This window comes from Methylobacterium sp. WL103 (assembly GCF_008039885.1).
Taxonomy (GTDB): Bacteria; Pseudomonadota; Alphaproteobacteria; order Rhizobiales; family Beijerinckiaceae; genus Methylobacterium; species Methylobacterium cerastii.
Genome location: NZ_VRUX01000027.1, coordinates 1 through 20,419, shown reverse-complemented (window position 1 = coordinate 20,419; position 20,419 = coordinate 1). Strand labels below are relative to the sequence as shown.

The following is a 20,419-nucleotide window of genomic DNA, read 5'->3' as shown; positions in this document are numbered from 1 at the left end:
GATCAGAACGTCCGCCTGACGTAGCTTCGCGACGATCTCCTCGGGCTTCGGGTGCTTTGCCATCTCGTCCGTCCTCCAGGCTCAAAAGCCATACCAAAGGGCGGACCACTTCAATGGGGGCTGACCAACGTGCACGAGACCCTTCCCGTCGGACCGGACGACGAGCTTTTCGGTCGTGCCTTCCCCGACCGGCGCGTACACTCGATCCGGACTGCCACGCTGGCGACGGGCACCCAACCCAAGAGGCTACGCAAGGTCCTTGCCGCCAACGGCCTCCTACCGTCCGACCATGCCGGACGTCTCGACCATCACGTCATATTCGACGCTCGCGCCGCATCTGCGGTGTTGGTCGACGCAAGTGACACGATCTCGCTGATCTCTGCCGCCCGACGTTTGAACGTCGGCAGGAAGATCGCGGACGCCCTGGTGAATTCGGGCCTGATCCGACGGTTCGTGATGGCGGATACGAACGCGGGTGGCTTGGGGACGCACGGTGTCTCGCGAACCGATGTCGACGCCCTCCTCGAACTTCTTGCCCGCGATGCAGTTCCGGTGGATCGCGCCGGGAAAGGCGTCTTCAAGATCACGCACGCCGCCAAGGCCGCAACACGCAACTCGATCGACATCATTTCCTTGATCGTCGGTCGCAAGCTCGATTGGGTAGGTAGGCTCGTCGGCAGCCGTGGAATCGCTGCGATCCTCGTAAATGCGGATGAGGTGAGGGCGCTTTTGAAGGAACCGGAACTGCCGGGCCTGACCCAGCGAGAGATTATGAAATATCTTCGGACAACCTCTGGCGTCGCAAAAACTTTAATGAACCAAGGTATAATTACTACCGTTCGGGCCGTAAATCCACTCACGCATGCGATGATTAATGTCGTAAGCGAACAAGAACTCAAATGCTTCCGGCTCGAATATGTTTCGCTGTACGAACTGGCACAGGACCGCAAAGATTCTCCTGTAGGCCTAAAATCGAGATTGATAGCTGCCGGGGTTAGACCGGCGTTCGACCCAAAGATTATTAAAGCAAGTTTTTACCGACGAAAAGATGTGTCGTAAGTTCGCGATTATCCTACTCCACAGCAGCCCCATCCGCCGGATGGGGCTTTTTTTATTACCTGCCAGATCTTACCGCGGTCCTTCTTCCATGCCTTTTGCGGGCTTATGAGCGACCACTATGTGTTGGAAACACCCCTATTTGCGGGCCTATTATGGTTCCAGCGACACATGGGCGAGCCCCATGAGGTTTGGAGGATCGCCTGATCCCCGCACGCGCGGGGATCAGGCAGACATTCGAGCGCAGACTGCCGACTTCTGATCGGCCAACCGCAAGCCGGCCTGCCTCGACTCGCTGCGGAATGGCCTCACGGCGCCGTCCGCAGCCGCTCCAGCAGGGCGACGTCGGCATAGCCGTCCGGGCGGAGGCCGGTCGCGGCCTGGTAGGCGCGGATCGCGGCCCGCGTCTTCGGACCGATCCGGCCGTCGACGACGCCGACCGTGTGGCCGTGCGCGTCCAGGCGGGTTTGCAGGTCGCGGCGCTCGGCTTCGGTCAGGGCGCGGTCGCCGCGGGGCCAGTCGCGGGCGAAGGCGGCTTGCCCGCGCAGGCGGTCCGACAGGTGCGCGACGGTGAGCGCGTAGGACAGCGACGTGTTGTAGCGCAGGATCGCCGAGAAGTTCGGCCGCAGCAGGAAGGCCGGACCGCCCGCGCCCGCGGGGACGACGAGGGTCGCTTGCGCGGCGCCGTCCCCCTCGCGCTGGGGGACGGGCGTCACGCCGACCCCACGCCACGCATCGAGGCTGCGCGCGGTGGTCTCGTCCGCCAGCGCGTAGTCAAAGCGCTCTCCCAGCGCCGCCTCGCTGCCCCAGGCTTCGCCGCGGCGCCAGCCCATGGCGACGAGGTAGTTCGCCGTCGAAGCGAGGGCGTCGGGAGCCGACCAGAGGTCGCGCCGGCCGTCGACGTCGAAATCCACGGCGTGGGCGCGGTAGACGCTCGGCATGAACTGGGTATGGCCCATGGCACCGGCCCACGAGCCGGTCAGGCGCGCGGGCGGCACGTCCCCTTGCGCGAGGATGCGAAGGGCCTCGATGAGCTCGTCGCGCCAGTAGCCCGGTCGGCCGGGATCGCCGCAGGCCAGCGTCGCGAGCGATTGCACCACCGGACGGACGATCGCGGCGTCGTCGAGGACCTTGCCGTAGCCCGACTCGACGCCCCAGAAGGCCACGAGGGTGAAGCGGTCGACGCCGGTGCGCTGCTCGATCGCCTCGAGGATCGTGGCCCATTCCGCAAGCTTGCGCTGCCCTTCGGCGATGGTCGCCTCGGTGATCGTGGCGTCGAGGTAGGCCCAGATCGGCTTGACGAACTCGGCTTGGCCGCGGGTCGCCTCCAGCACGCCCGGGTTGGACGCCAAGCCGGAGAGCTGCCCGTCCGCCACGGCCTGCGGCACCCCGCTTGCCTGCGCGTCGGCGGCGATCCTGCCCAGGCAGTCGGCCCAGGACGATGCCTCCGGAGGTGTCTCCGAAGATGCCGGGCCGGCCGTCGCCGGAGCCGTTACCAAGACCAGCGGGAGGGTAGCAGCGCGGAGCAAGCGGGCGAGGCGCATCATCGGTTCTCGGCGGCGGGACGGCGATCGCATTGCCGGAGGAAGCCCATGGGCCCTATGTCGGTTCTCGATCCCGCTCAAGGCGCGTGTGCGGTCGCGCCCCGGCGCACCCGTCACGGTTCACCACGGCTCTCGTCCCCGCACCACGCTTGGACCCCTCGACCGATGCCGAACCCTGTTACGTTGACCGTCCGTGCCGCCGCCGAGGGCCTCGTCGCGCTGGTGGCGGCCGGCAACCGGCTGCGCCTGCCGGGGACGGAGCACCCGTTCGTGGTCGGCGTCCACGCGCCGATGCGCGCGGAGCTGACGCTGCGGGACCTGCCGGTGACCGGGACGATCCCGCCGGGGCTCGACGGGCGCTACCTCAAGATGGGCGCCAACCCGGCTCGCCCGACGACGCGCGGCCACGACTGGTTCCTGGGCGACGGCATGGTGCACGGCCTCCGCATCGCGGGCGGCAAGGCCCTGTGGTACCGCAACCGCTGGATCGGCTCGCGGACGGCCTCGGCGGCGCTCGGCCGACCCGCCGCCCCCGGACCGCGCCGAGGCGACGACACCGTCAACACCAACGTCGTCGAGATTGGCGGCCGCGCCTTCGCCCTGGTCGAGGCCGGCAGCTATCCGGTCGCGCTGTCCGACGACTTGGAGACGCAAGCCTACGATCCGTTCGAGGGGACGCTTTCCGGCTCCTTCACCGGGCATCCGCACCGCGACCCGGAGACCGGGGAGACGCATGCGATCGCCTACGACGGCCGGGTCTGGGACAGCGTGCGCCACGTCGTCCTCTCGCCCGCCGGCCGCGTCGTGCGCGACCTGCCGATCCCGGTCGAGCACGGCCCCTGCATCCACGACTGCGCGATCACGGCGCGCTTCGCGGTGGTGCTGGACCTGCCCCTCACCTTCTCGATGCGGGCGGTGGTGGCAGGCCACCGCTTCCCGTTCCGCTGGAACCCCGCCCACCGCGCCCGCCTCGGCCTGCTCCCCCGGCACGGGACGGCCGCCGACATCACGTGGTGCCCGCTCGATCCGTGCTTCGTGTTCCACGTCGGCAACGCCTACGACGAGGCGGACGGGCGGGTGGTCCTCGACGTCGTCGCCTACGACAGCGTGTTCGCCTCGGCCGCGGGCGGTCTCGACAAGCCGGGCCGGCTGGAGCGCTGGACCGTCGACCCCGCCACGGCGCGGGTCGAACGGCGGGTGGTCGATCCGGCGGCGCAGGAATTTCCGAGGATCGACGAGCGCCGCTTCGGGCGACCGCACCGCTACGTCTACGCGGTCTCGGTCCCGGCCGACGGCAACACGCAGCTCGAAGGCGCGACGCAGATCTACAAGCACGACCTGACGACGGGGGCGCGGCGCGTGCACGAGTTCGGCGCCGGCAGCGTGCCGGGGGAGTTCGTGTTCGTGCCGGCGGCCCCTGAGGCCGGCGAGGACGAGGGATGGCTCGTCGGACTCGTCATCGACACCGCAAGCGACACGACCGACTTCGTCGTCCTTGATGCGCGCGCCTTCGAGGCGCCGCCCGTCGCCGCAATCCACCTCGGGCACCGGATCCCGCCGGGCTTCCACGGCAACTGGTTTGCCGCGCGCGACCCGGCCTGAACGGCTTGCCCCGTCACGCCGGCTTGCTCTCCACGACGTGCCCTCTACGGCTTGCCGACCAGGGGGCAGCCGCCTTCCCCGAGCGGGCGAAAGGCCTTGTCGGCCGGGATCGTGTCGAGGAGCTTGTAGAGGTCCCACGCCCCCTTCGACTCCGAGGGCGCCTTCACCTCGAACAGGTACATCGGGTGCACCTTGCGGCCGTCCGCCCGGATAGTCCCCTTGCCGAACAGCGGGTCGTCCGTCGGGTTGGCCTTCATCCAGGCCATCGTCGCCTGCGGATCGGTGGATTTCGTCGCGGCCACGGCCTTCAAGTAATGCGACAACCCGGCATAGACGCCTGCGTGGTTCATGGTCGGCATGGCGTCGCCGTTGCACTTGTAGAAGCGTTCGGAGAAGGCCCGCGTCCCCGGGTTGAGATCCCAATAGAACGACTCCGTCAGCACCAGGCCCTGCGCGGTCTGCAGGCCGATCGCGTGCACGTCGACGACGTAGATCAGCAGCGCGGCGAGCTTCTGCCCGCTATCGGTCAGCCCGAACTCGTGCGCCTGCTTGATCGCGTTGATCGTGTCGCCGCCGGCGTTGGCCAGCCCGACCACCTTCGCGCCCGAGGACTGCGCCTGAAGCAGGAACGACGAAAAATCGGTGGCGGGGAACGGCACGCGGGCCGAACCCAGGACGCGGCCACCGCCCTTCTCGATCACCGCGGTGGCCTCGTTCTGCAGGGAGAGGCCGAACGCGTAGTCGGCGGTGAGGAAGTACCACGCGTCGCCGCCGCGCTCGAGCATGGCGCCGGCCGTGCCGTGCGACAGGGCGTAGGTGTCGTAGGTCCACTGGATCGTGTTCGGCGAGCACTGCTTACCCGTCAGCTCCGTGGTCCCGGCCCCTGAATCGATGAAGACCTTGTTCTTCTCGCGCGTGACCTGGCTGACCGCCAGGGCCACCGAGGCGGTGGGAACGTCGAGGATCGCGTCGACGCCGTCGCGGTCGTACCATTGTCGCGCCACGGCGGCGCCGATGTCGGGCTTGTTCTGATGGTCGGCGGCGACGACCTCGACCTGCACGTCCCGGTTTACCTTGGCGAAGTCCTCGACCGCCATCTGCGCGGCGACGACGGAGCCCTTGCCGCCGGTGTCGGCGTAGACGCCGGACATGTCGTTGAGGACGCCGACCTTGACGTGGATCGGCTCGGCGAACGCGGAGCCCGCCGAGATGGCGAGGCCGAGCGCGGCCGTGAGGATGCAGCACCGGGTCGAGGCCATGGCGGGCGGTCCTCCGAGATCGGTTATTGTTGAACCCAGGAGGGCACGCCCGACATCCCAGCGTCAAGCGTCGCGGCGTCTTGAGAAGCCAACGGAATACAGCAATGAAACCAATCGATCGTTGCGAGCGGGTGCTGCGATGCGGGATGAGCCGATATCGCCTCCGAGCGCGGACGTGAAGTCGGCAAACCGACCGGGACGGCACCTCGGAGGTCCGAGGCCAAATCGCGGGACCGCGCCGCGGAGCGCTTTATTCCGCGCGCCGGTCCGTGCATGGTGAATGCACGAGCGTCGCGCCGTCCGGTGCGATGCCGCCGCGGGATCGCGCTTCAAGCCCGACGTCAACGGGCAGGTCGATCCCGCCGCCGGGAGGGTTTTGGATGGATCGTCGCGTCCTGTTGGCCGGCGTCGGCGGCCTCGCCGCGTGGACGGCGCTTCGCCCCTCGGCCTCCGTCTCGGCCGCGGACAGGACGCCCATCGTGCTCTGGCACGCGATGTCGGGCGCGAACGGCGAGGAGGTCGAGCGGCTGACGCGCGACTTCAACGCGAGCCAGTCCGAGGTCACCCTTGAGGCGGTGTTCAAGGGCACCTATCCCGAGACGCTGACGGCGGCGATCGCGGCCTACCGCGCGGGCAAGGCGCCGCACGTCGTCCAGATCTTCGAGGTCGGCACGGGCACGATGCTGCAGGCGGGCCCCGCCATCAAGCCGGCCTGGAAGCTCGCGGAGGAGACCGGGCTCGCCCTCGACCCCAAGGCCTACATCCCCGGCGTGCGCGGATACTACAGCTTGGCCGACGGCAAGCTCGCCTCGATGCCGTTCAACTCCTCGACGGCGGTGATGTGGTACAACCGCGACGCCTTCGAGAAGGCGGGGCTCGACCCGGACAAGCCGCCGGCCACCTACGACGACTTCGCCAAGGCGGCCCGCACCCTCGCGTCGAAGGCGGCCACGCCCATCGCCAGCACCTCGGCCTGGATGACCTGGATCCAGTTCGAGGAATACGCCGCAATCCAGAACCTCGCCTACGCCACCGAGAACGACGGCTATGACGGCCTCGGCGCGGAACTGCTCATCAACACCAAGCCCTTCGTCGACCAACTCCAGCGCTTCCTCGACCTCTCGAAGGACGGCGCCTTCAAGTATGCCGGCCGCGACGGCGCGCCCGACGCGGTCTTCTATTCCGGGCAGGCCGCGATCGGCTTCGGCTCGTCCTCGGGCCGCGCCGACATCGTCAAGAACGCCAAGTTCCGGTACGCCGAGGCCTTCCTGCCGACCGAGCCGGCGCTGAACCCGCGGCCGAACAACTCCATCATCGGCGGCGCCAGCCTGTGGGCGATGACGGCGCCCAAGCGCAGCGAGGCCGAGTACAAGGGCGTCGCGGCCTTCTACGCCTTCCTCGCGAAGCCCGAGCAGGTCGCCCTCTACGCCCAGAACACCGGCTACGTCCCGGTGACGCTGGCCGGCTACGAGGCCACGAAGCAGGCGGGCTACTTCGACAGGAATCCCGGCACCGACGTTCCGGCGCGGCAGCTCTCCCGCGGGGAGCTGACCCCGAACTCGCGCGGCCTGCGCCTCGGCCGCCTGCCGGAGATCCGCGCGATCCTCTACGAGGAGATCGAGAAGGCGCTCCAGGGCCAGCAGACCGCGCAATCGGCCATGGACGGCGCCGTCGCGCGCGGGAACCGCGTGCTGCGCGACTTCCAGAAATCTGCGCGCGGCTGACGCGGCGGCCGGCGCAAGGCAGTCCCGACCAAGGCACTCCCCACATGGAACGACGGACGCTGTTCCCGGGCCGGGTGCTCCCGGCGCTGCTCATCCTGCCGCAACTGGTGTTGACCGGCGCCTTCTTCCTTTGGCCGGCCCTCCAGGCGATCAAGTCGAGCCTGGAGCGCGAGGACGCCTTCGGCACCAGCACCGAGTTCGTCGGCCTCGACAACTTCGCCGACCTGTTCGGCGATCCGCTCTACCTCGCCGCGATCGGGCGGACGCTGGTGTTCTGCGCCTGCGTGACCGCCATCGCGATGGGCGTGGCGCTGGTGCTCGCGGTCCTGGCCGACACCGAGATCCGCGGGCGCGCCTTCTACCGCACGATGCTGATCTGGCCCTACGCGGTGGCGCCGGCCATGGCGGCGGTGCTGTGGGTGCTGATGTTCCACCCGCAGATCGGCCTCGTCGGGGCTTGGCTGAACCGGATCGGGATCGCCTGGGACTACAAGCTCGACGGCACGCAGGCCATGGCGCTCGTGGTGCTGGCCGCCGCCTGGAAGCAGGTCAGCTACAACTTCATCTTCTTCCTGGCGGGCCTCCAGGCCATCCCGAAGACGATCATCGAGGCGGCTCGCATCGACGGCGCCCGCGGCGTCCGCCGGTTCCGCACCATCGTCCTGCCGTTGCTGATGCCGACGGTCTACTTCCTGCTCGTGGTCGACCTCGTCTACGCGGCCTTCGACACCTTCGCGACCGTCTACGCGGTGAACGGCGGAGGGCCGGGCCAATCGACCCAGACGCTCGTCCTCAAGGTGTACCTCGACGGCGTGGTCAACGCGAACGTCGGCTCGTCCTCCGCGCAGTCCGTGGTGCTGATGGCCGGCGTCATCGTCCTCTGCGCCCTGCAGTTCCGGTTCCTCGGGCGAAAGGCCGCCACCTGATGCGCCGGAGGATGCCCGCCCTGATCCCGCATGCCGTGCTGATCCTGGCGATCCTGCTGTTCGCCCTGCCGATCTGGATCGCCGTCGCGGGCTCGACCCAGGATTCGGCCTCGATCGCCCGCGGCGAGGTCTCGCTCGTCCCGAGCCTCTCCGGCCTCGGCGTCTACCGCGACGTGCTGGTGAACGGGTCGGCGGGGGCCGGGCCGGTGTGGCGCTCGCTGCTCGTCTCGGCCGCGATGGCGCTGGCGATCGCGTTCGGAAAGATCGCCCTGTCGCTGCCCTCGGCCTACGCCGTCACCTTCTTCCGCTTCCCCTTCCGCATGACCGCCTTCTGGCTGATCTTCCTGACGCTGATGCTCCCGGTGGAGGTGCGGCTGATCCCGACCTTCCAGGTCATGTCCTCCCTCGACCTCATCAACAGCTTCACGGGGCTGACGATTCCCCTCGTCGCCTCCGCCACGGCGACGCTGCTGTTCCGACAGACGTTCCTCGCCGTTCCGGACGAGCTCGTGGAGGCGGCGCGCATGGATGGGGCAGGCCCCTTGCGCTTCCTGCGGGACATCCTGATCCCGGTCTCGGGCGCCAACATCGCGGCCCTGTTCGTGATCCTGTTCGTCTACGGCTGGAACCAGTACCTGTGGCCGCTCCTGGTCGCGACCGATCCGAAGCTCGACACGGTGGTCATCAGCATCGTCAAGATGGTCGGCGTCGACACCGCCACCGAATGGAACAAGGTCATGGCGACGGCGGTGCTGGCGCTGATCCCGCCGGTCGCGGTGGTGCTCGTCATGCAGCGCTGGTTCGTGAAGGGCCTGACGGAGGGTGACAAGTGATGGCGGGCCTGAGACTCGACGGCCTGCGCAAGAGCTTCGGCGACAATGAAATCCTGAAGGGCGTCGACCTCGCCCTGGCGGACGGCGAGATGCTCGTCATCGTCGGCGCGTCGGGCTGCGGAAAATCCACCCTCCTGCGCATCGTGGCGGGCCTCGAGACGCCGACCGCCGGGCGCGTCCTGATCGACGGGCGCGACGTCACGGACCTCGACCCGTCGGCGCGCGACATCGCGATGGTGTTCCAGAACTACGCCCTGTACCCGCACATGAGCGTGTTCGAGAACATGGCCTACGCGCTGAAGATCCGCGGGCTTCCCCGCGCCGAGATCCGGGCGAAGGTCGACGCGGCCTCGGCCCTCCTGGGCTTGGAAGCGCTGCTCGATCGAAAGCCGCGCCAGCTGTCCGGCGGCCAGCGCCAGCGCGTCGCCATGGGGCGCGCCATCGTGCGCGACCCGAAGCTGTTCCTGTTCGACGAGCCGCTGTCGAACCTCGACGCGAAGCTGAGGGTGCAGATGCGCGGCGAGATCCGCCGCCTCCAGCGCCGGCTGAAGGTGACGAGCCTCTACGTCACCCACGATCAGGTCGAGGCGATGACGCTGGGCGACCGGTTGCTCGTGATGCACCAGGGCGTGCCGGTGCAGCTGGCGACGCCGACGGAGGTGTTCGAGCGCCCGGCCGACACCTACGTCGCGGGCTTCATCGGCTCGCCGGCGATGAACCTACTCCCCGGCACCCTCGGGCGCGACGGCACGACGGTGCGGGTGGCTGACGCCGACGTCGCGCTCGGGCCCTGGCGGTTCGACCGGCCCGACGGCCACCGGGTGGTCCTGGGCATCCGGCCGGAACACGTCGCGCTCGACGCAACGGGCATGGCCTGGCTGGTCGAGGTCGTGGAGCTTCTGGGCTCCGAGATGCTGGTGCATGCCGGACGCCCGGACGAAGCGTCGCTGACGCTCAAGGTCGCCAACGGCGCGCCTGTGGGCGACGCCATCCAGGTCTCGTTTCCCGCAGCCCACATCCACCTCTTCGACCAGACGACCGGCTTGCGGATCGAGCCGACGCTCGCATCCTCACGCACGATGGACGCCGGCTCGCCTGAAGATGCGAGAACCTGACCGTGTTCTATCGCAGGACGCACCGCATGCGCTTCATGACCGCCGCCATCCTCGCCTGCCTCGCGGGCCCGTCTGCAGCCTGGGCTCAAGCCGCGCCGCCTTCGCCCCGCGAGGTGCCGGCCAAGACGATCCCGGTGCCCGACACCGTAAGCCCGGCCCTGCAGGCGATCATCGCCCAGCCGCTGCGGACGAACTGGGACAAGCCGCCGACGACGCCCGACGGCTGGAAGCAACTCTCGGACGGCTTCGCGACCCTCGTCGCCCCGCAGATCGGGCCGATGTCGGAGCGCCTGCGGGTGAGCGTGGCGCCGACGATGATCGACGGCGTGCGGGCGTACACGATCACCCCGGCCGACATCCCCGCCGCGAACCGCGATCGGATCGCGATCCACGTCCACGGCGGCTGCTACGTCCTCAACCCCCGCGAGGCCGCCCTGCCGGAGGCGATGCTGCTGGCCGGCTTCGGCCGAATGAAAGTCATCGCGGTCGACTACCGGATGCCGCCAGAGGCGTTCTTCCCGGCGGCCCTCGACGACGGCATGACGGTCTACAAGGCCGTGCTTCAGACCACCGCCCCCGGTCGGATCGCGGTCTTCGGAAGCTCGGCCGGCGGCGCGTTGACCCTCGAGATGATGCTGCGGGCCAAGGCGGAAGGCCTCCCGCTGCCCGGGGCGATCGCGCCCGGCACGCCGATGTCGGACGCGACGCAGCGCGGCGACTCGTTCCAGACCAACGCGATGGTGGACAACGTCCTGGTCTCGCCGACCGGATTCTGTGACGCGGCCACGAAATTCTACGCCGCGGGGCACGACCTTTCCGATCCCCTGCTTTCGCCGATCAACGGCGACGTGCGCGGGTTCCCGCCGACGATCCTGACGACGGGCACGCGCGACCTCCTCCTCTCGAACACCGTCCGGATGCACCGCAAGCTCCGGCAGGCCGGGGTCGAGGCCGCGCTCCAGGTCTTCGAGGGGCAGTCGCACGCGCAATTCTACCGGGACGATCGCGTCCCGGAGGTGAAGGAGGCGTTCGAAGAGATCGCGTCCTTCTTCAATCGCCATCTCGATCGCTGACGTAAGGGACCGCCCCAGTGCGTGCGATAGGTATTGGACGACGTGGCCTGCCTTGACGCGGTGGGCCTCGGGCGAGCCGACAGCCTCCACGATCGCGGCCGGCTGTCACGATCTTGAACAGGGCCCGTTTTCGAGGTCGAGCACGGGCGTGTCATCGTTGCGGCTTCGGCCGCGGAGAGCCGAAGCTCAGAGGACATCCATGGCGATCGCGCCCGTTGATCCATCCCTGTCCAAGCCTGTTCCCTCCAAGCCTGTGCCGGCAACCGATCCCGGCACGTCGCCGGCGTCCGGAACGCTCGAACGTCTCGGCATCCGCTTCACCGCTTGGGCCGAGCGCTGGTTTCCGGACGCCTTCATCTTCGTCGCCATCGCGGTGGTGATCGTCGCCCTCGGCGTCTTGGCCAACGGCGCGCCGGCGGCGTCCGTCGCCAAGAGCTTCGGCGATGGCTTCTGGAGCTTGATCCCCTTCACCATGCAGATGGCCTTCGTCACCATCGGCGGCTACGTCGTGGCGGTCTCGCCACCGGTGCGGGCGCTGATCGAGCGCATGGCGCAGGTGCCCCGGACCGGTCGCGGGGCAGTCGGCTTCGTGGCGGGGGCGACGATGCTCTCGTCGTTCCTCAGCTGGGGCCTGAGCCTGATCTTCGGCGGCCTGCTGGTCCGGGCGCTCGCCCGGCGGACGGACCTGCGGATGGATTACCGGGCCGCGGGCGCGGCGGCTTATCTTGGGCTCGGCGCGACCTGGGCGCTCGGTCTCAGCTCGTCGGCGGCGCAACTCCAGGCCAACCCTGCGAGCCTGACCAAGAGTCTGCTCGCAATATCCGGCGTGATCCCGTTCAGCGAGACCATCTTCCTGTGGCAGTCGATGCTGATCGCGGCAATCCTGTTCGTCGTCTCGGTGGCGATCGCCTACGCCTCGGCGCCGCGCGGGGCGACCGCCGTCACCGCCGAGACCCTGGGCGTCGACGTGAGCCGCGAATCGACCGACATCCCGCCGCCGCGCAAGCCGGGCGAGTGGCTGGAGCACTCGCCGCTCCTGACGATCCTCCTCGTGGTGATCGCCGGCGGCTGGATCGTGCAGGAATTCACCCGCCAGTCGTGGATCGTCGCGATCTCGAACCTCAACACCTACAACCTGCTGTTCCTCACCCTCGGCCTGCTGCTGCACTGGCGGCCGAAGCGCTTCCTCGTGGCCGTCTCGAAGTCGGTGCCGGCGATCGCGGGCATCCTGATCCAGTATCCGCTCTACGCGGCGATCAGCGGGATGCTGACGGTGCCGAAGAACGCGGCCGGCGCCTCGGCGTCCGATGCGATCACCCATGCCTTCGTCAACCTCAACACCGCCGGCACCTTCCCGCTGACGATGGGCGTCTACTCGGCGATCCTCGGCTTCTTCGTCCCCTCGGGCGGCGGCAAATGGTTGCTCGAAGCGCCCTACGTGCTCCAGGCGGCCAACGAGCTGAAGGTCCACCTCGGCTGGGCGGTGATGATCTACAACGCCGCCGAAGCGCTGCCGAACCTGATCAACCCGTTCTGGATGCTGCCGCTGGTCGGCATCATCGGCTTGAAGGCGCGGGACATCGTCGGCTTCAGCTTCCTTCAGCTCATCGTCCACCTGCCGCTGGTGCTGTTCCTGCTCTGGGCCCTGGCCTTCACGTTGACCTACCATCCGCCCGTCATGCCGTGAGGGCGCGGCGGCGGGACGGTCAGAGCTTGCGCGACGCGCTTTGGCCGACGAGGACGGCGGCGCCGGCATCCGCGAGGCGCTGCACCTGATCCCTCGGCGCGTCCGACGTCGTAACCAGTGTCCACCGTCGCGGAAGCGCCGCCCAGGCGTTCTGCTCGGCCCGGCCGAGCTTGCTCGCGTCGGCGAGTACGATCACCCCGTTCGCTTGGCGCATCATCAGGGATTTGAGGGCCACCTGATCGAGGCTCGCCTCGCAGAGGCCGCGACCCGCCACCACCCCGTCGGCGCTGAGGACGACGTGATCCGCGGTCATGAGGCGAAGCGCCTCGACGGCGAGGGGGCCGACCGTGCTCATGCTGGTGGCCCGCAGGGCGCCTCCCAGGACCACGAGCTCGATCCCCGGCGCCTCGGCGAGGGCGGGGAGCAGGGCGAGGTTGTTGGTGACGATGCGCAGGCGGCGCTTGGCGAGCAACTGCCCGAACGCGGCGACCGTGGAGCCGGCGTCGAGGATCAGCGTGTCGCCATCCTCGACCAGCGTGATCGCCTTGCGGGCGATGGCGAGCTTCTCGGGCCCGTTCACGGCCAAGCGCTCGGCCAAGGTCGTCTCGACCGGGTGCCCGGCGAGGATCGCGCCGCCGTAGGTCCGGCGGACGGCCCGGGTGGCGGAGAGGACCTGGAGGTCACGCCGGACCGTTGAGGCCGAAACGTCCAGGCGGGCGGCGACGTCGTCGACGTCGATCTCGCCGAGCTTCAGCGCCTCCAGCAGCAGCGCCTGACGCGCCTTGCTCCGCATCGACATGAGGACGACGACCCTACCGAGATGATCCGGTGCGCCCGATCCGCCCTCCGCTCCGACCGAGCGAAGGGCCCATCATGCCCGAGGGTGGATCGGCTGGCTATGTAGAAGCCGGCGCCGCCTTTGGAGCGAGGTCGACCGCCTGCCGCAGGGCCTCCATCAGGCTGCGCTCGTCGGCGACGCCCTTGCCGGCGATGTCGAAGGCGGTCCCGTGATCGACCGAGGTGCGGATCACCGGAAGGCCCACGGTGATGTTCACGCCGGCCTCGAGACCCAGCACCTTGATCGGGCCGTGACCCTGATCGTGGTACATCGCGACGACCATGTCGTAGTCGCCGCGGCCGGCGAGGAAGAACAGCGTGTCGGCGGGCAGCGGGCCGCGTACGTCCCACCCCCTGGCCCGGCAGGCCTCGACCGCCGGCGTGATCTTCTCCGCCTCCTCGCCGTGGCCGAACAGGCCGTTCTCGCCCGCATGCGGGTTGATCGCGCAGACGCCGATCTTCGGGTTCGCGATGCCGGCCTTCACCAGCACGGCATGCCCCCGCGCGATCACGCGCTCGACCAGGCCGGGCTCGATCTTTGCGATCGCGTCGATGAGGCCGATATGCGTCGTGACGTGGATCACCCGGAGCTTGGGCGAGACCAGCATCATCGAGACCTCCGGCGTGCCGGTCAGGTGGGCCAGCATCTCGGTGTGGCCAGGGAACTTGTGGCCGGCGGCATGCAGCGCCTCCTTGGACAGGGGCGCGGTGCAGATCCCGCCGGCTTCGCCCGCCTGCACCAGCTCGACCGCCTTGGCGATGAAGCGGTAGGCCGCCTCGCCGCCGACCGGAGAAACCTGCCCGAACGGCAGGTCGGCGGGGACGACCTTGAGGTCGATGCACTGCACCGCCCCCGTGTCGAAGTCGGCCTCGCCGACCTCCGTCAGGGCATCGACCGGCACCCGCGACCCGACGATCTCGCCCGCCTGCCGGAGTCGCCCGGCATCGCCGACGATCAGCGGACGGCACAGGGCCTGGACCTCGGCGTGGGCGAGCGCCTTCATGATGATCTCGGGGCCGATGCCGGCCGGATCACCCATGGTGATGGCGATGGTCGGACGTGTCATGAGAAGCTTCCTTCGATGCGGACCGCACGCAAGCGCTCGCGGATGCGGATGAGGCTGTCGGCGTCGCCGAAGGCGCCCGCCTTCGTCGCGACGGGGATGGCGAGGCGGCCGAGCGTGAGGCCGAGGGACACGCCGGGCTCGATCTCGTCGACAAGGCGGATGCCTTCGACTCCGAAGCGCGACAGGAGGGCTGAGGCGGTCTCACCCCCGGTGGCCGCGAACGCGCCGATCCCGGAACCCAACGGCGCGAGCGCGTCGGCCAGGGTTTGCACGAGGCGGGGGCCGAGGGCCATGTCGGGAACGCCCTCCATCGCGATCTCGACCAGGACGTCGTGCCCGGCGGCGATCGCGATCTCGACATGCGCGAGCGAGGCGGCCAAGTCGCCGGGATCGCGCAGGAGGGTCTCGGACGGAACGGGCAGGTGGACGACGCCGTCCAGGGCGGCGAGCTTGCGGGTGGCCGCGCGGGAGGCTGCCGCGAGCGATCCCACCACGATCAAGCTGCCGCCACGGTGCGGCGCAATCCGCAACGGCGCGAGCGGCGGACTCGCCTCGACCGCGGCAAGGGCGTGCGCGAGGCCGGCGCTGCCGACGAAGAACGATGACAGGCCCGCGGCGGCGATGCGCAAGCCCGCGGCGGCGATGCGCAAGCCCGCGGCGGCGATGCAGTCGAGATCCTCCTGGGTCTCGGCATCGCAGATGGCGACGACATCGCCCGCGGCGGCGATCTGCTCGAGCTGCGACGCGAAGCCCGGGCCGCGCACCATGGCCAGCGGCACGGCCTTCGTCGCGACGCCGGCCGTGCCCAGCATAAAGGCCAGGTCGGCGTTCGCGTAGCTGTGGTCACGCGTCCAGACTTCGGCGTCCTCAAGGGGGCGGCCGTCGACGTGGACGCGGCCGCCGACGGTCGTGCGCCCGGCGGCCGGAAAGGCCGGGGCGCAGATTCCGAACACGGTCCCGGCGCGGCCGGCCTCGGTCCGGCCCTTCAAGTGATGGATCGCTGCGGCGGTCTCGGCGGCGGGCTGGCCACGCAGGGTCGAGTCGATCTTCTTGAATAGGATCCGGTCCGGATCGTGGAGGCGCCTCAGGCATTGGGCGTGCCGCTGAGCGGCAGCCGCGGCGGAGAGGCCCCGGCTGTCGGCATCGTAGGACAACACCAGGAGATCCGCAGAGCCGAATCCTGTCCCGGTGCCCTGAGTCGCTGTGCCCCAGCTCACCGCCGCCGCACGGCCGCGGCGACCGAAGGCGATGGCGCAGTCGGCGGCGCCGGTCAGGTCGTCGGCGAGGATGAGCCAGCGGTCGGCCATGTCAGCGCCCAGCGACGCGGTCTGGGCCGGCCGAGTGGTTCGGGCGGGCCATGCGATCCGAAGCGGGAACGCGGATGGCGGGCGCCAGCTCGGGATCGGCCTCCAAGAGTTCGGCTTCCACGGGATCGCCGAACCGCCGCGCGGCCCAGGCCGTCGCCACGGGGACGAGAATGGCCGTGACGACGACGCAGGCGGCCACCAGGATCGTCGCCGGACCTGCGGCGTCGGCATAGGCCGGGTTGGCCGAGGCCACGATCGCGGGCACCGCAGCCGCGTTTCCGGCGGTCGAGGCGGCAGCGATCCCGGCGACCCCGGTCCCGCCGGTGAGACGGTCCGCGAAAAACAGCGGGATGCCCGTGACGACCACCACGGCGACGCCCATCGCGAGGCCGAGAAGGCCCGCCTGCCAGACCTTGGTGAGGTCGAGCCCCGCACCGAGCGCGAAGGCGAAGAACGGGATCATCACGGGGATGGCGCGGCCGAGGAAGGCGCGCATCTCACGGTCGAGGTTGCCGATGATCATGCCGACGAGGAGCGGCAGGATGGCCCCGACCAGCGTCTGCCAGGGAAAGGCCGAGAGCCCCGCGACCCCGAGCGTGACCATGGTGAGGAACGGCCCGCTCTCCAGCGACATCACCGTGTAGGCGCCAACGTCGCGCGGGCGGCCGTACTGGCCCATCAGCGCCATGTAGAGGCCGCCGTTCGTGTCGTTCATCGCCGCGACGACCGCCAGGGTGGACAGGCCCGCGAACATGCCGGCGGCGACCGGCGCCTCGCCCAGCACGCGCCCGAAGACCAGGCCCAGAAGCACGGCGATGCCGACCTTCACCAGCAGCAGCGTGCCGCCCTTCCTGGCGATGTAGGGCGTCGCGCGGAAATCGATGCTCGCTCCCATGCACACGTAGAAGACGGCGAGGATCGTCAGCGCCCCCGAGAACAGGGCGCCCGTGAACGAGCCGAAAAGCTTCGGCGTGCCGGGGAAGAAGGTGGCGATGAGCGCCCCGGCGAGCAACGGCACCACCATCATGCCGCCGGGCACGGCCTCGATCGCCCGCTTGATCGGGATCTGCATCTCGGGCTCCTCCCTGCGCATTCCGCGCAGATTTATTGGTTTTTGCGCCGACACAGCCCACGACGACGCCGTTCGACACATTCATTCTGCACTGTTTGCGCATGCTGTCTATAAATTCGCTTAAAATACGCGATCCCCATCGTTCGACTGTCACCGCGAATCCTGGCTTGGGCACCGCGTCGCCCCTAGACAGGTGTCACGCACGTAGCGCGAAGACATCGCGTGCGGTGAGGCGGTTACGTCCGCTTCAAGGGCTACGTGTGAGGCGGTACCCGACCGAAGGCGGATACTTCCCGAACCCCCGCCCTAAAACGCCTTTCGACGTCAGGCGTCGGTCAGGGCCCCGCCTGTCGGCGCCGGTATTCGGCCGGCGTCGTGCCGACCCGGCGGACGAATGCGCGCCGGAGGGTGTCGGCGTCGCGGAAGCCGCAAGCGTCGGCCACCTGCTTGAGGGCGGCGTCCTTCGTTTCGAGCAGGCGGCGGACGGCCTCGATCCGCACGGTCTCGACATAGGCCGCGGGCGTCAGGCCGGTCTCGGCCAGGAACAGGCGCGCGAAGTGGCGCGGGCTCATCCCGGCCCGTTCGGCGAGGCGCTCGACGCCGTGGTCCTCCGCGGGGTGGGCGGCGATCCAGCGCTGCACCGCCTGCAGGGCGGAGCGTCCGACCGGGGCGCTCACCCCGCGGCGGCTGAACTGCATCTGGCCGCCGCCGCGCTTGAAGAACATGACGAGCTGAGCCGCGACCCGGCGTGCGATCTCGTCGCCGAGATCCTCGTCCACGAGCGCCAGGGCGAGATCGAGGCCGGCCGTCACCCCGGCGGCGGTCCGCAACCTCCCGTCGAACAGGCAGATCGCGTCGGGCTCGACGATCGCCGCGGGATAGTGCTCCGCCAAAGCCTCCGCCACGGCCCAGTGCGTCGTCACCCGGCTGCCGTCCAGCAGGCCGGCCTGCCCGAGGAGGAACGCACCGCTGCAGACCGAGCCGTAGCGTCGGCAGCCCTCCGCGGCCCGGCCGAGCCACGCCAAGAGGTCGGGCCGAACCTCCAGTTCCCGGATCCGCGGTGCGCCGGCGACGAGGAGGGTGTCGAACTGCGCCGGCGCGGCGTCTGGCGCGACCCAATCCGCGACCAGGCCACGCCCGGACGACGTGATGATGGGGCCGGGCTCCGTTCCGACGACGGCGAGTGCGTAGGCGTCCCGGCCGCTCTGGGCGTTCGCCTCCGCGAACACGTCGAGCGGTCCGGCCACGTCGAGAAGCTGGACGCCGGGAAGGGCGAGGACGGCGACGGATCGGGGGCCATGCAGGCTCCATGGCTGACGCTGCGCGCACGATGGCAGAGATCGTCGTGTCAAGACGATTGCTGACGGGCGTGGGGGTCCGTAGCTCGTGGAACGCCCCCGCGCAAAGGAGATCCGCCATGAGCACCCCGTCAGACGCCGCCATCCCCGAGAGCGCGCTCGCCAAGGCGATCACCGCCTTCGTGCGCGACACCGAGACCGACCTGCTCTTCAACCACTCAAGCCGGGTCTATCGGTTCGGCGCGCTGGCCGGCGTCCGGCAGGGCCTGCGCTTCGACCGCGAGCTGCTCTACGCCGGCGCGATGTTCCACGACGTCGGCCTGATGCCGGACCACAGCAGCGCCGACGCGCGCTTCGAGGTCGACGGAGCCAACGCGGCGCGCGACTTCCTGAAGGCGCACGGCGTGCCGGAGGCGGACGTCTACACGGTGTGGACGGCCATCGCCCTGCACACCACGCCCGGCATCCCGGTCCACATGCACCCGGTGGTCGCGCTCGTCACGGCCGGCGTCGAGATGGACGTGCTCGGCTTGACCTACGACCAGTATTCCGACGCCGAGCGCGCCGCGGTGGTCTCGGTCTTCCCCCGGACGCCGGACTTCAAGGAGGACATCATCCAGGCCTTCTACGACGGCATCCGGCACAAGCCGGACACGACCTTCGGCAACGTCAAGGCCGACGTCATCGCCGACAAGGAGCCGGCGTTCCGCAAGGGGAACTTCTGCAGCGTGATCCGGGCCTCGCGCTGGCCCGGTGGCACCCACGCGACGGGCTGCGGATGCGGGCAGCACGACTGAGCCGCCCCGCGCGCCGGAGCGAAGGCGATGCCGCCGAAAACGAGAATTGTTTAACGTGTGAGAAAGCGGCGTGGGCGGAGCGCGGCTTAAACCGCGGGATGGCAGATGCTCCCCCGCAACGCGCGCTCTACGTCATCACCGCCCACGCCCAGGAAGGCGTCCTCCAACAGACGCGCCAGATGGCGGCGAGCGCCGTCGTCCTCGCCCGCCGCTGGATCGACGCCGGCCATGCGAACGTTCGCATCGAAGATGCCAAGGGGGAACTCTTCACCGGCGATATGTTCAAAGCCGAGTTCAAGGATCGCCACAGGGGCTGCTTCTAGTTTCCTCTCGGTCTGCTTGTGCTGACGTGGCGCTTGAGAGTAGCGCTCGAAGCGTTGCACGATGGCGACGCTCGCAGTGCAACGCTTCGTCTTGCGCACAAGTGAGCGACAGGATTTCCGGCGCCATGCCATACGGGCGGACCCGACGACGGGGTGGCATGGACGTTGGCATGATCGGTGGAATGACGAGCGCGGGTTTCATGCAGGCGACGAAGGTCACAGCCGTGGCCGCGTCGATCTTCGGGCTGGCGGCCGCCCCCGCGACGGCAGGCTCTTCGGCGCAACCCGGGCAGACCGTGGGGCAGGCCCCCGGCGCGCCGTTGCCCGTCGGCCTCTACTTCATCGACACGTCGAGCTTCGGCTCGCGGGACATCGCCCCGCGCGGCACCGATTCGAACGTCAACCTGCCGTCCTTCATCTGGGCGACGCCGGCCGACATCGTCGGCGGACGGCTGCAATTCGTCGTGCTGCAGCCCATCACCGCATCGAGCACGCGGGGCGCGGCCTACCAGAGCGGGTTCGGGCAGACGCTGCTTGCCGCCCAGGTCGCCTGGAAGCTCGGCCACGACCTCAACTTCAGCTACCTGCTCGGCGCGTACCTCCCGAGCGACACGAAGATCGTCATCCAGAATCCGGTGCTGCACCAGCGCTTCGCCATCACGTACAATGGCGACGGCTGGAACCTGACGGGCAACGTCCTCTACGGCACCTTCTTCGACACGCGGTCGGCCACCGGCACGTACTACCCGGACTTTCTCAACCTCGACCTCAGAGTCTTCTCTGATTGGGGTTCGTGAGGCAAGCTTCTCCTGATCGACGTTTTTGGGTTCCGGCTGTATCGCTCCCGCGGGTCACGCGCTTCTCTTCGCGGTCGGCGCGAGGCCGCCGCATGATGGGGT

18 protein-coding genes are annotated in these 20,419 nt (G+C 69.2%); 10 read left to right on the top strand and 8 right to left on the bottom strand.

The window, feature by feature from the left end:
* Positions 1-129 precede the first annotated feature (129 nt).
* On the top strand, positions 130-1,059 hold the full coding sequence (locus tag FV222_RS03765) for a hypothetical protein (RefSeq protein WP_147813021.1): 930 nt from the start codon (positions 130-132) through the stop codon (positions 1,057-1,059).
* A 305-nt stretch (positions 1,060-1,364) separates the two neighbouring features.
* Here FV222_RS03765 and FV222_RS03760 read toward each other — a convergent pair whose 3' ends face one another.
* Complete coding sequence (locus tag FV222_RS03760) at positions 1,365-2,600, bottom strand: lytic murein transglycosylase (RefSeq protein WP_246685314.1); 1,236 nt, start codon at positions 2,598-2,600, stop codon at positions 1,365-1,367.
* Positions 2,601-2,765: 165 nt separating this feature from the next.
* On the opposite strand from FV222_RS03760, the gene FV222_RS03755 reads away from it, so the two are divergent.
* Complete coding sequence (locus FV222_RS03755; RefSeq protein WP_147813019.1) at positions 2,766-4,202, top strand: carotenoid oxygenase family protein; 1,437 nt, start codon at positions 2,766-2,768, stop codon at positions 4,200-4,202.
* A 44-nt stretch (positions 4,203-4,246) separates the two neighbouring features.
* Here FV222_RS03755 and FV222_RS03750 read toward each other — a convergent pair whose 3' ends face one another.
* Positions 4,247-5,461: an ABC transporter substrate-binding protein gene (locus FV222_RS03750; RefSeq protein WP_147813018.1), complete on the bottom strand. Its 1,215-nt coding sequence runs from the start codon at positions 5,459-5,461 to the stop codon at positions 4,247-4,249.
* Positions 5,462-5,841: 380 nt separating this feature from the next.
* On the opposite strand from FV222_RS03750, the gene ugpB reads away from it, so the two are divergent.
* From ugpB to FV222_RS03720, 6 genes are all read left to right on the top strand, one after another.
* A complete protein-coding gene (gene ugpB / locus FV222_RS03745; protein WP_147761665.1) occupies positions 5,842-7,185 on the top strand; it encodes a sn-glycerol-3-phosphate ABC transporter substrate-binding protein UgpB in 1,344 nt (447 codons plus the stop codon).
* Between the two features lie 44 nt (positions 7,186-7,229).
* Complete coding sequence (locus FV222_RS03740; protein WP_147761664.1) at positions 7,230-8,111, top strand: ABC transporter permease subunit; 882 nt, start codon at positions 7,230-7,232, stop codon at positions 8,109-8,111.
* The gene (ugpE, locus tag FV222_RS03735) at positions 8,111-8,944 is read left to right on the top strand and encodes a sn-glycerol-3-phosphate ABC transporter permease UgpE (RefSeq protein WP_147761663.1); all 834 of its coding nucleotides are present in this window, start codon (positions 8,111-8,113) and stop codon (positions 8,942-8,944) included. The genes FV222_RS03740 and ugpE overlap by 1 nt, the downstream gene beginning before the upstream one ends.
* Positions 8,944-10,059: a sn-glycerol-3-phosphate ABC transporter ATP-binding protein UgpC gene (gene ugpC / locus FV222_RS03730; protein WP_147813017.1), complete on the top strand. Its 1,116-nt coding sequence runs from the start codon at positions 8,944-8,946 to the stop codon at positions 10,057-10,059. Before ugpE ends, ugpC begins: the two co-directional genes overlap by 1 nt.
* Positions 10,060-10,085: 26 nt before the next feature.
* Positions 10,086-11,132 (top strand): alpha/beta hydrolase, encoded by a 1,047-nt coding sequence (locus FV222_RS03725; protein WP_147813016.1) that lies wholly within the window; start codon positions 10,086-10,088, stop codon positions 11,130-11,132.
* Positions 11,133-11,331: 199 nt separating this feature from the next.
* Complete coding sequence (locus tag FV222_RS03720; protein WP_246685313.1) at positions 11,332-12,819, top strand: TIGR00366 family protein; 1,488 nt, start codon at positions 11,332-11,334, stop codon at positions 12,817-12,819.
* Positions 12,820-12,838: 19 nt separating this feature from the next.
* On the opposite strand, the gene FV222_RS03715 is transcribed toward FV222_RS03720, so the two are convergent.
* From FV222_RS03715 to FV222_RS03695, 5 genes are all read right to left on the bottom strand, one after another.
* On the bottom strand, positions 12,839-13,612 hold the full coding sequence (locus FV222_RS03715; RefSeq protein ID WP_246685312.1) for a DeoR/GlpR family DNA-binding transcription regulator: 774 nt from the start codon (positions 13,610-13,612) through the stop codon (positions 12,839-12,841).
* Positions 13,613-13,715: 103 nt separating this feature from the next.
* Positions 13,716-14,723 carry a 4-hydroxythreonine-4-phosphate dehydrogenase PdxA gene (gene pdxA, locus FV222_RS03710; RefSeq protein ID WP_147761659.1) on the bottom strand — a complete coding sequence of 336 codons (1,008 nt, stop codon included), beginning with the start codon at positions 14,721-14,723 and terminating at the stop codon, positions 13,716-13,718.
* Positions 14,720-16,030 (bottom strand): four-carbon acid sugar kinase family protein, encoded by a 1,311-nt coding sequence (locus tag FV222_RS03705; protein ID WP_147813015.1) that lies wholly within the window; start codon positions 16,028-16,030, stop codon positions 14,720-14,722. The genes pdxA and FV222_RS03705 overlap by 4 nt, the downstream gene beginning before the upstream one ends.
* Position 16,031: 1 nt before the next feature.
* The gene (locus tag FV222_RS03700; RefSeq protein WP_147761657.1) at positions 16,032-17,102 is read right to left on the bottom strand and encodes a 2-keto-3-deoxygluconate permease; all 1,071 of its coding nucleotides are present in this window, start codon (positions 17,100-17,102) and stop codon (positions 16,032-16,034) included.
* Between the two features lie 335 nt (positions 17,103-17,437).
* Complete coding sequence (locus FV222_RS03695) at positions 17,438-18,406, bottom strand: GlxA family transcriptional regulator (RefSeq protein WP_147761715.1); 969 nt, start codon at positions 18,404-18,406, stop codon at positions 17,438-17,440.
* A gap of 113 nt (positions 18,407-18,519) precedes the next feature.
* Between FV222_RS03695 and FV222_RS03690 the strand changes: the two genes are divergently transcribed.
* Positions 18,520-19,197 carry an HD domain-containing protein gene (locus FV222_RS03690; RefSeq protein ID WP_147761656.1) on the top strand — a complete coding sequence of 226 codons (678 nt, stop codon included), beginning with the start codon at positions 18,520-18,522 and terminating at the stop codon, positions 19,195-19,197.
* An 86-nt stretch (positions 19,198-19,283) separates the two neighbouring features.
* Here the strand turns inward: FV222_RS03690 and FV222_RS29320 are convergent, their stop codons facing one another.
* Entirely contained in the window at positions 19,284-19,580 is a 297-nt protein-coding gene (locus FV222_RS29320) for a hypothetical protein (RefSeq protein WP_187277205.1), read from the bottom strand.
* A gap of 164 nt (positions 19,581-19,744) precedes the next feature.
* Here FV222_RS29320 and FV222_RS03680 point away from each other — a divergent pair, with 164 nt between their 5' ends.
* On the top strand, positions 19,745-20,317 hold the full coding sequence (locus tag FV222_RS03680; protein WP_246685311.1) for a transporter: 573 nt from the start codon (positions 19,745-19,747) through the stop codon (positions 20,315-20,317).
* The last annotated feature ends 102 nt before the right edge of the window (positions 20,318-20,419 follow it).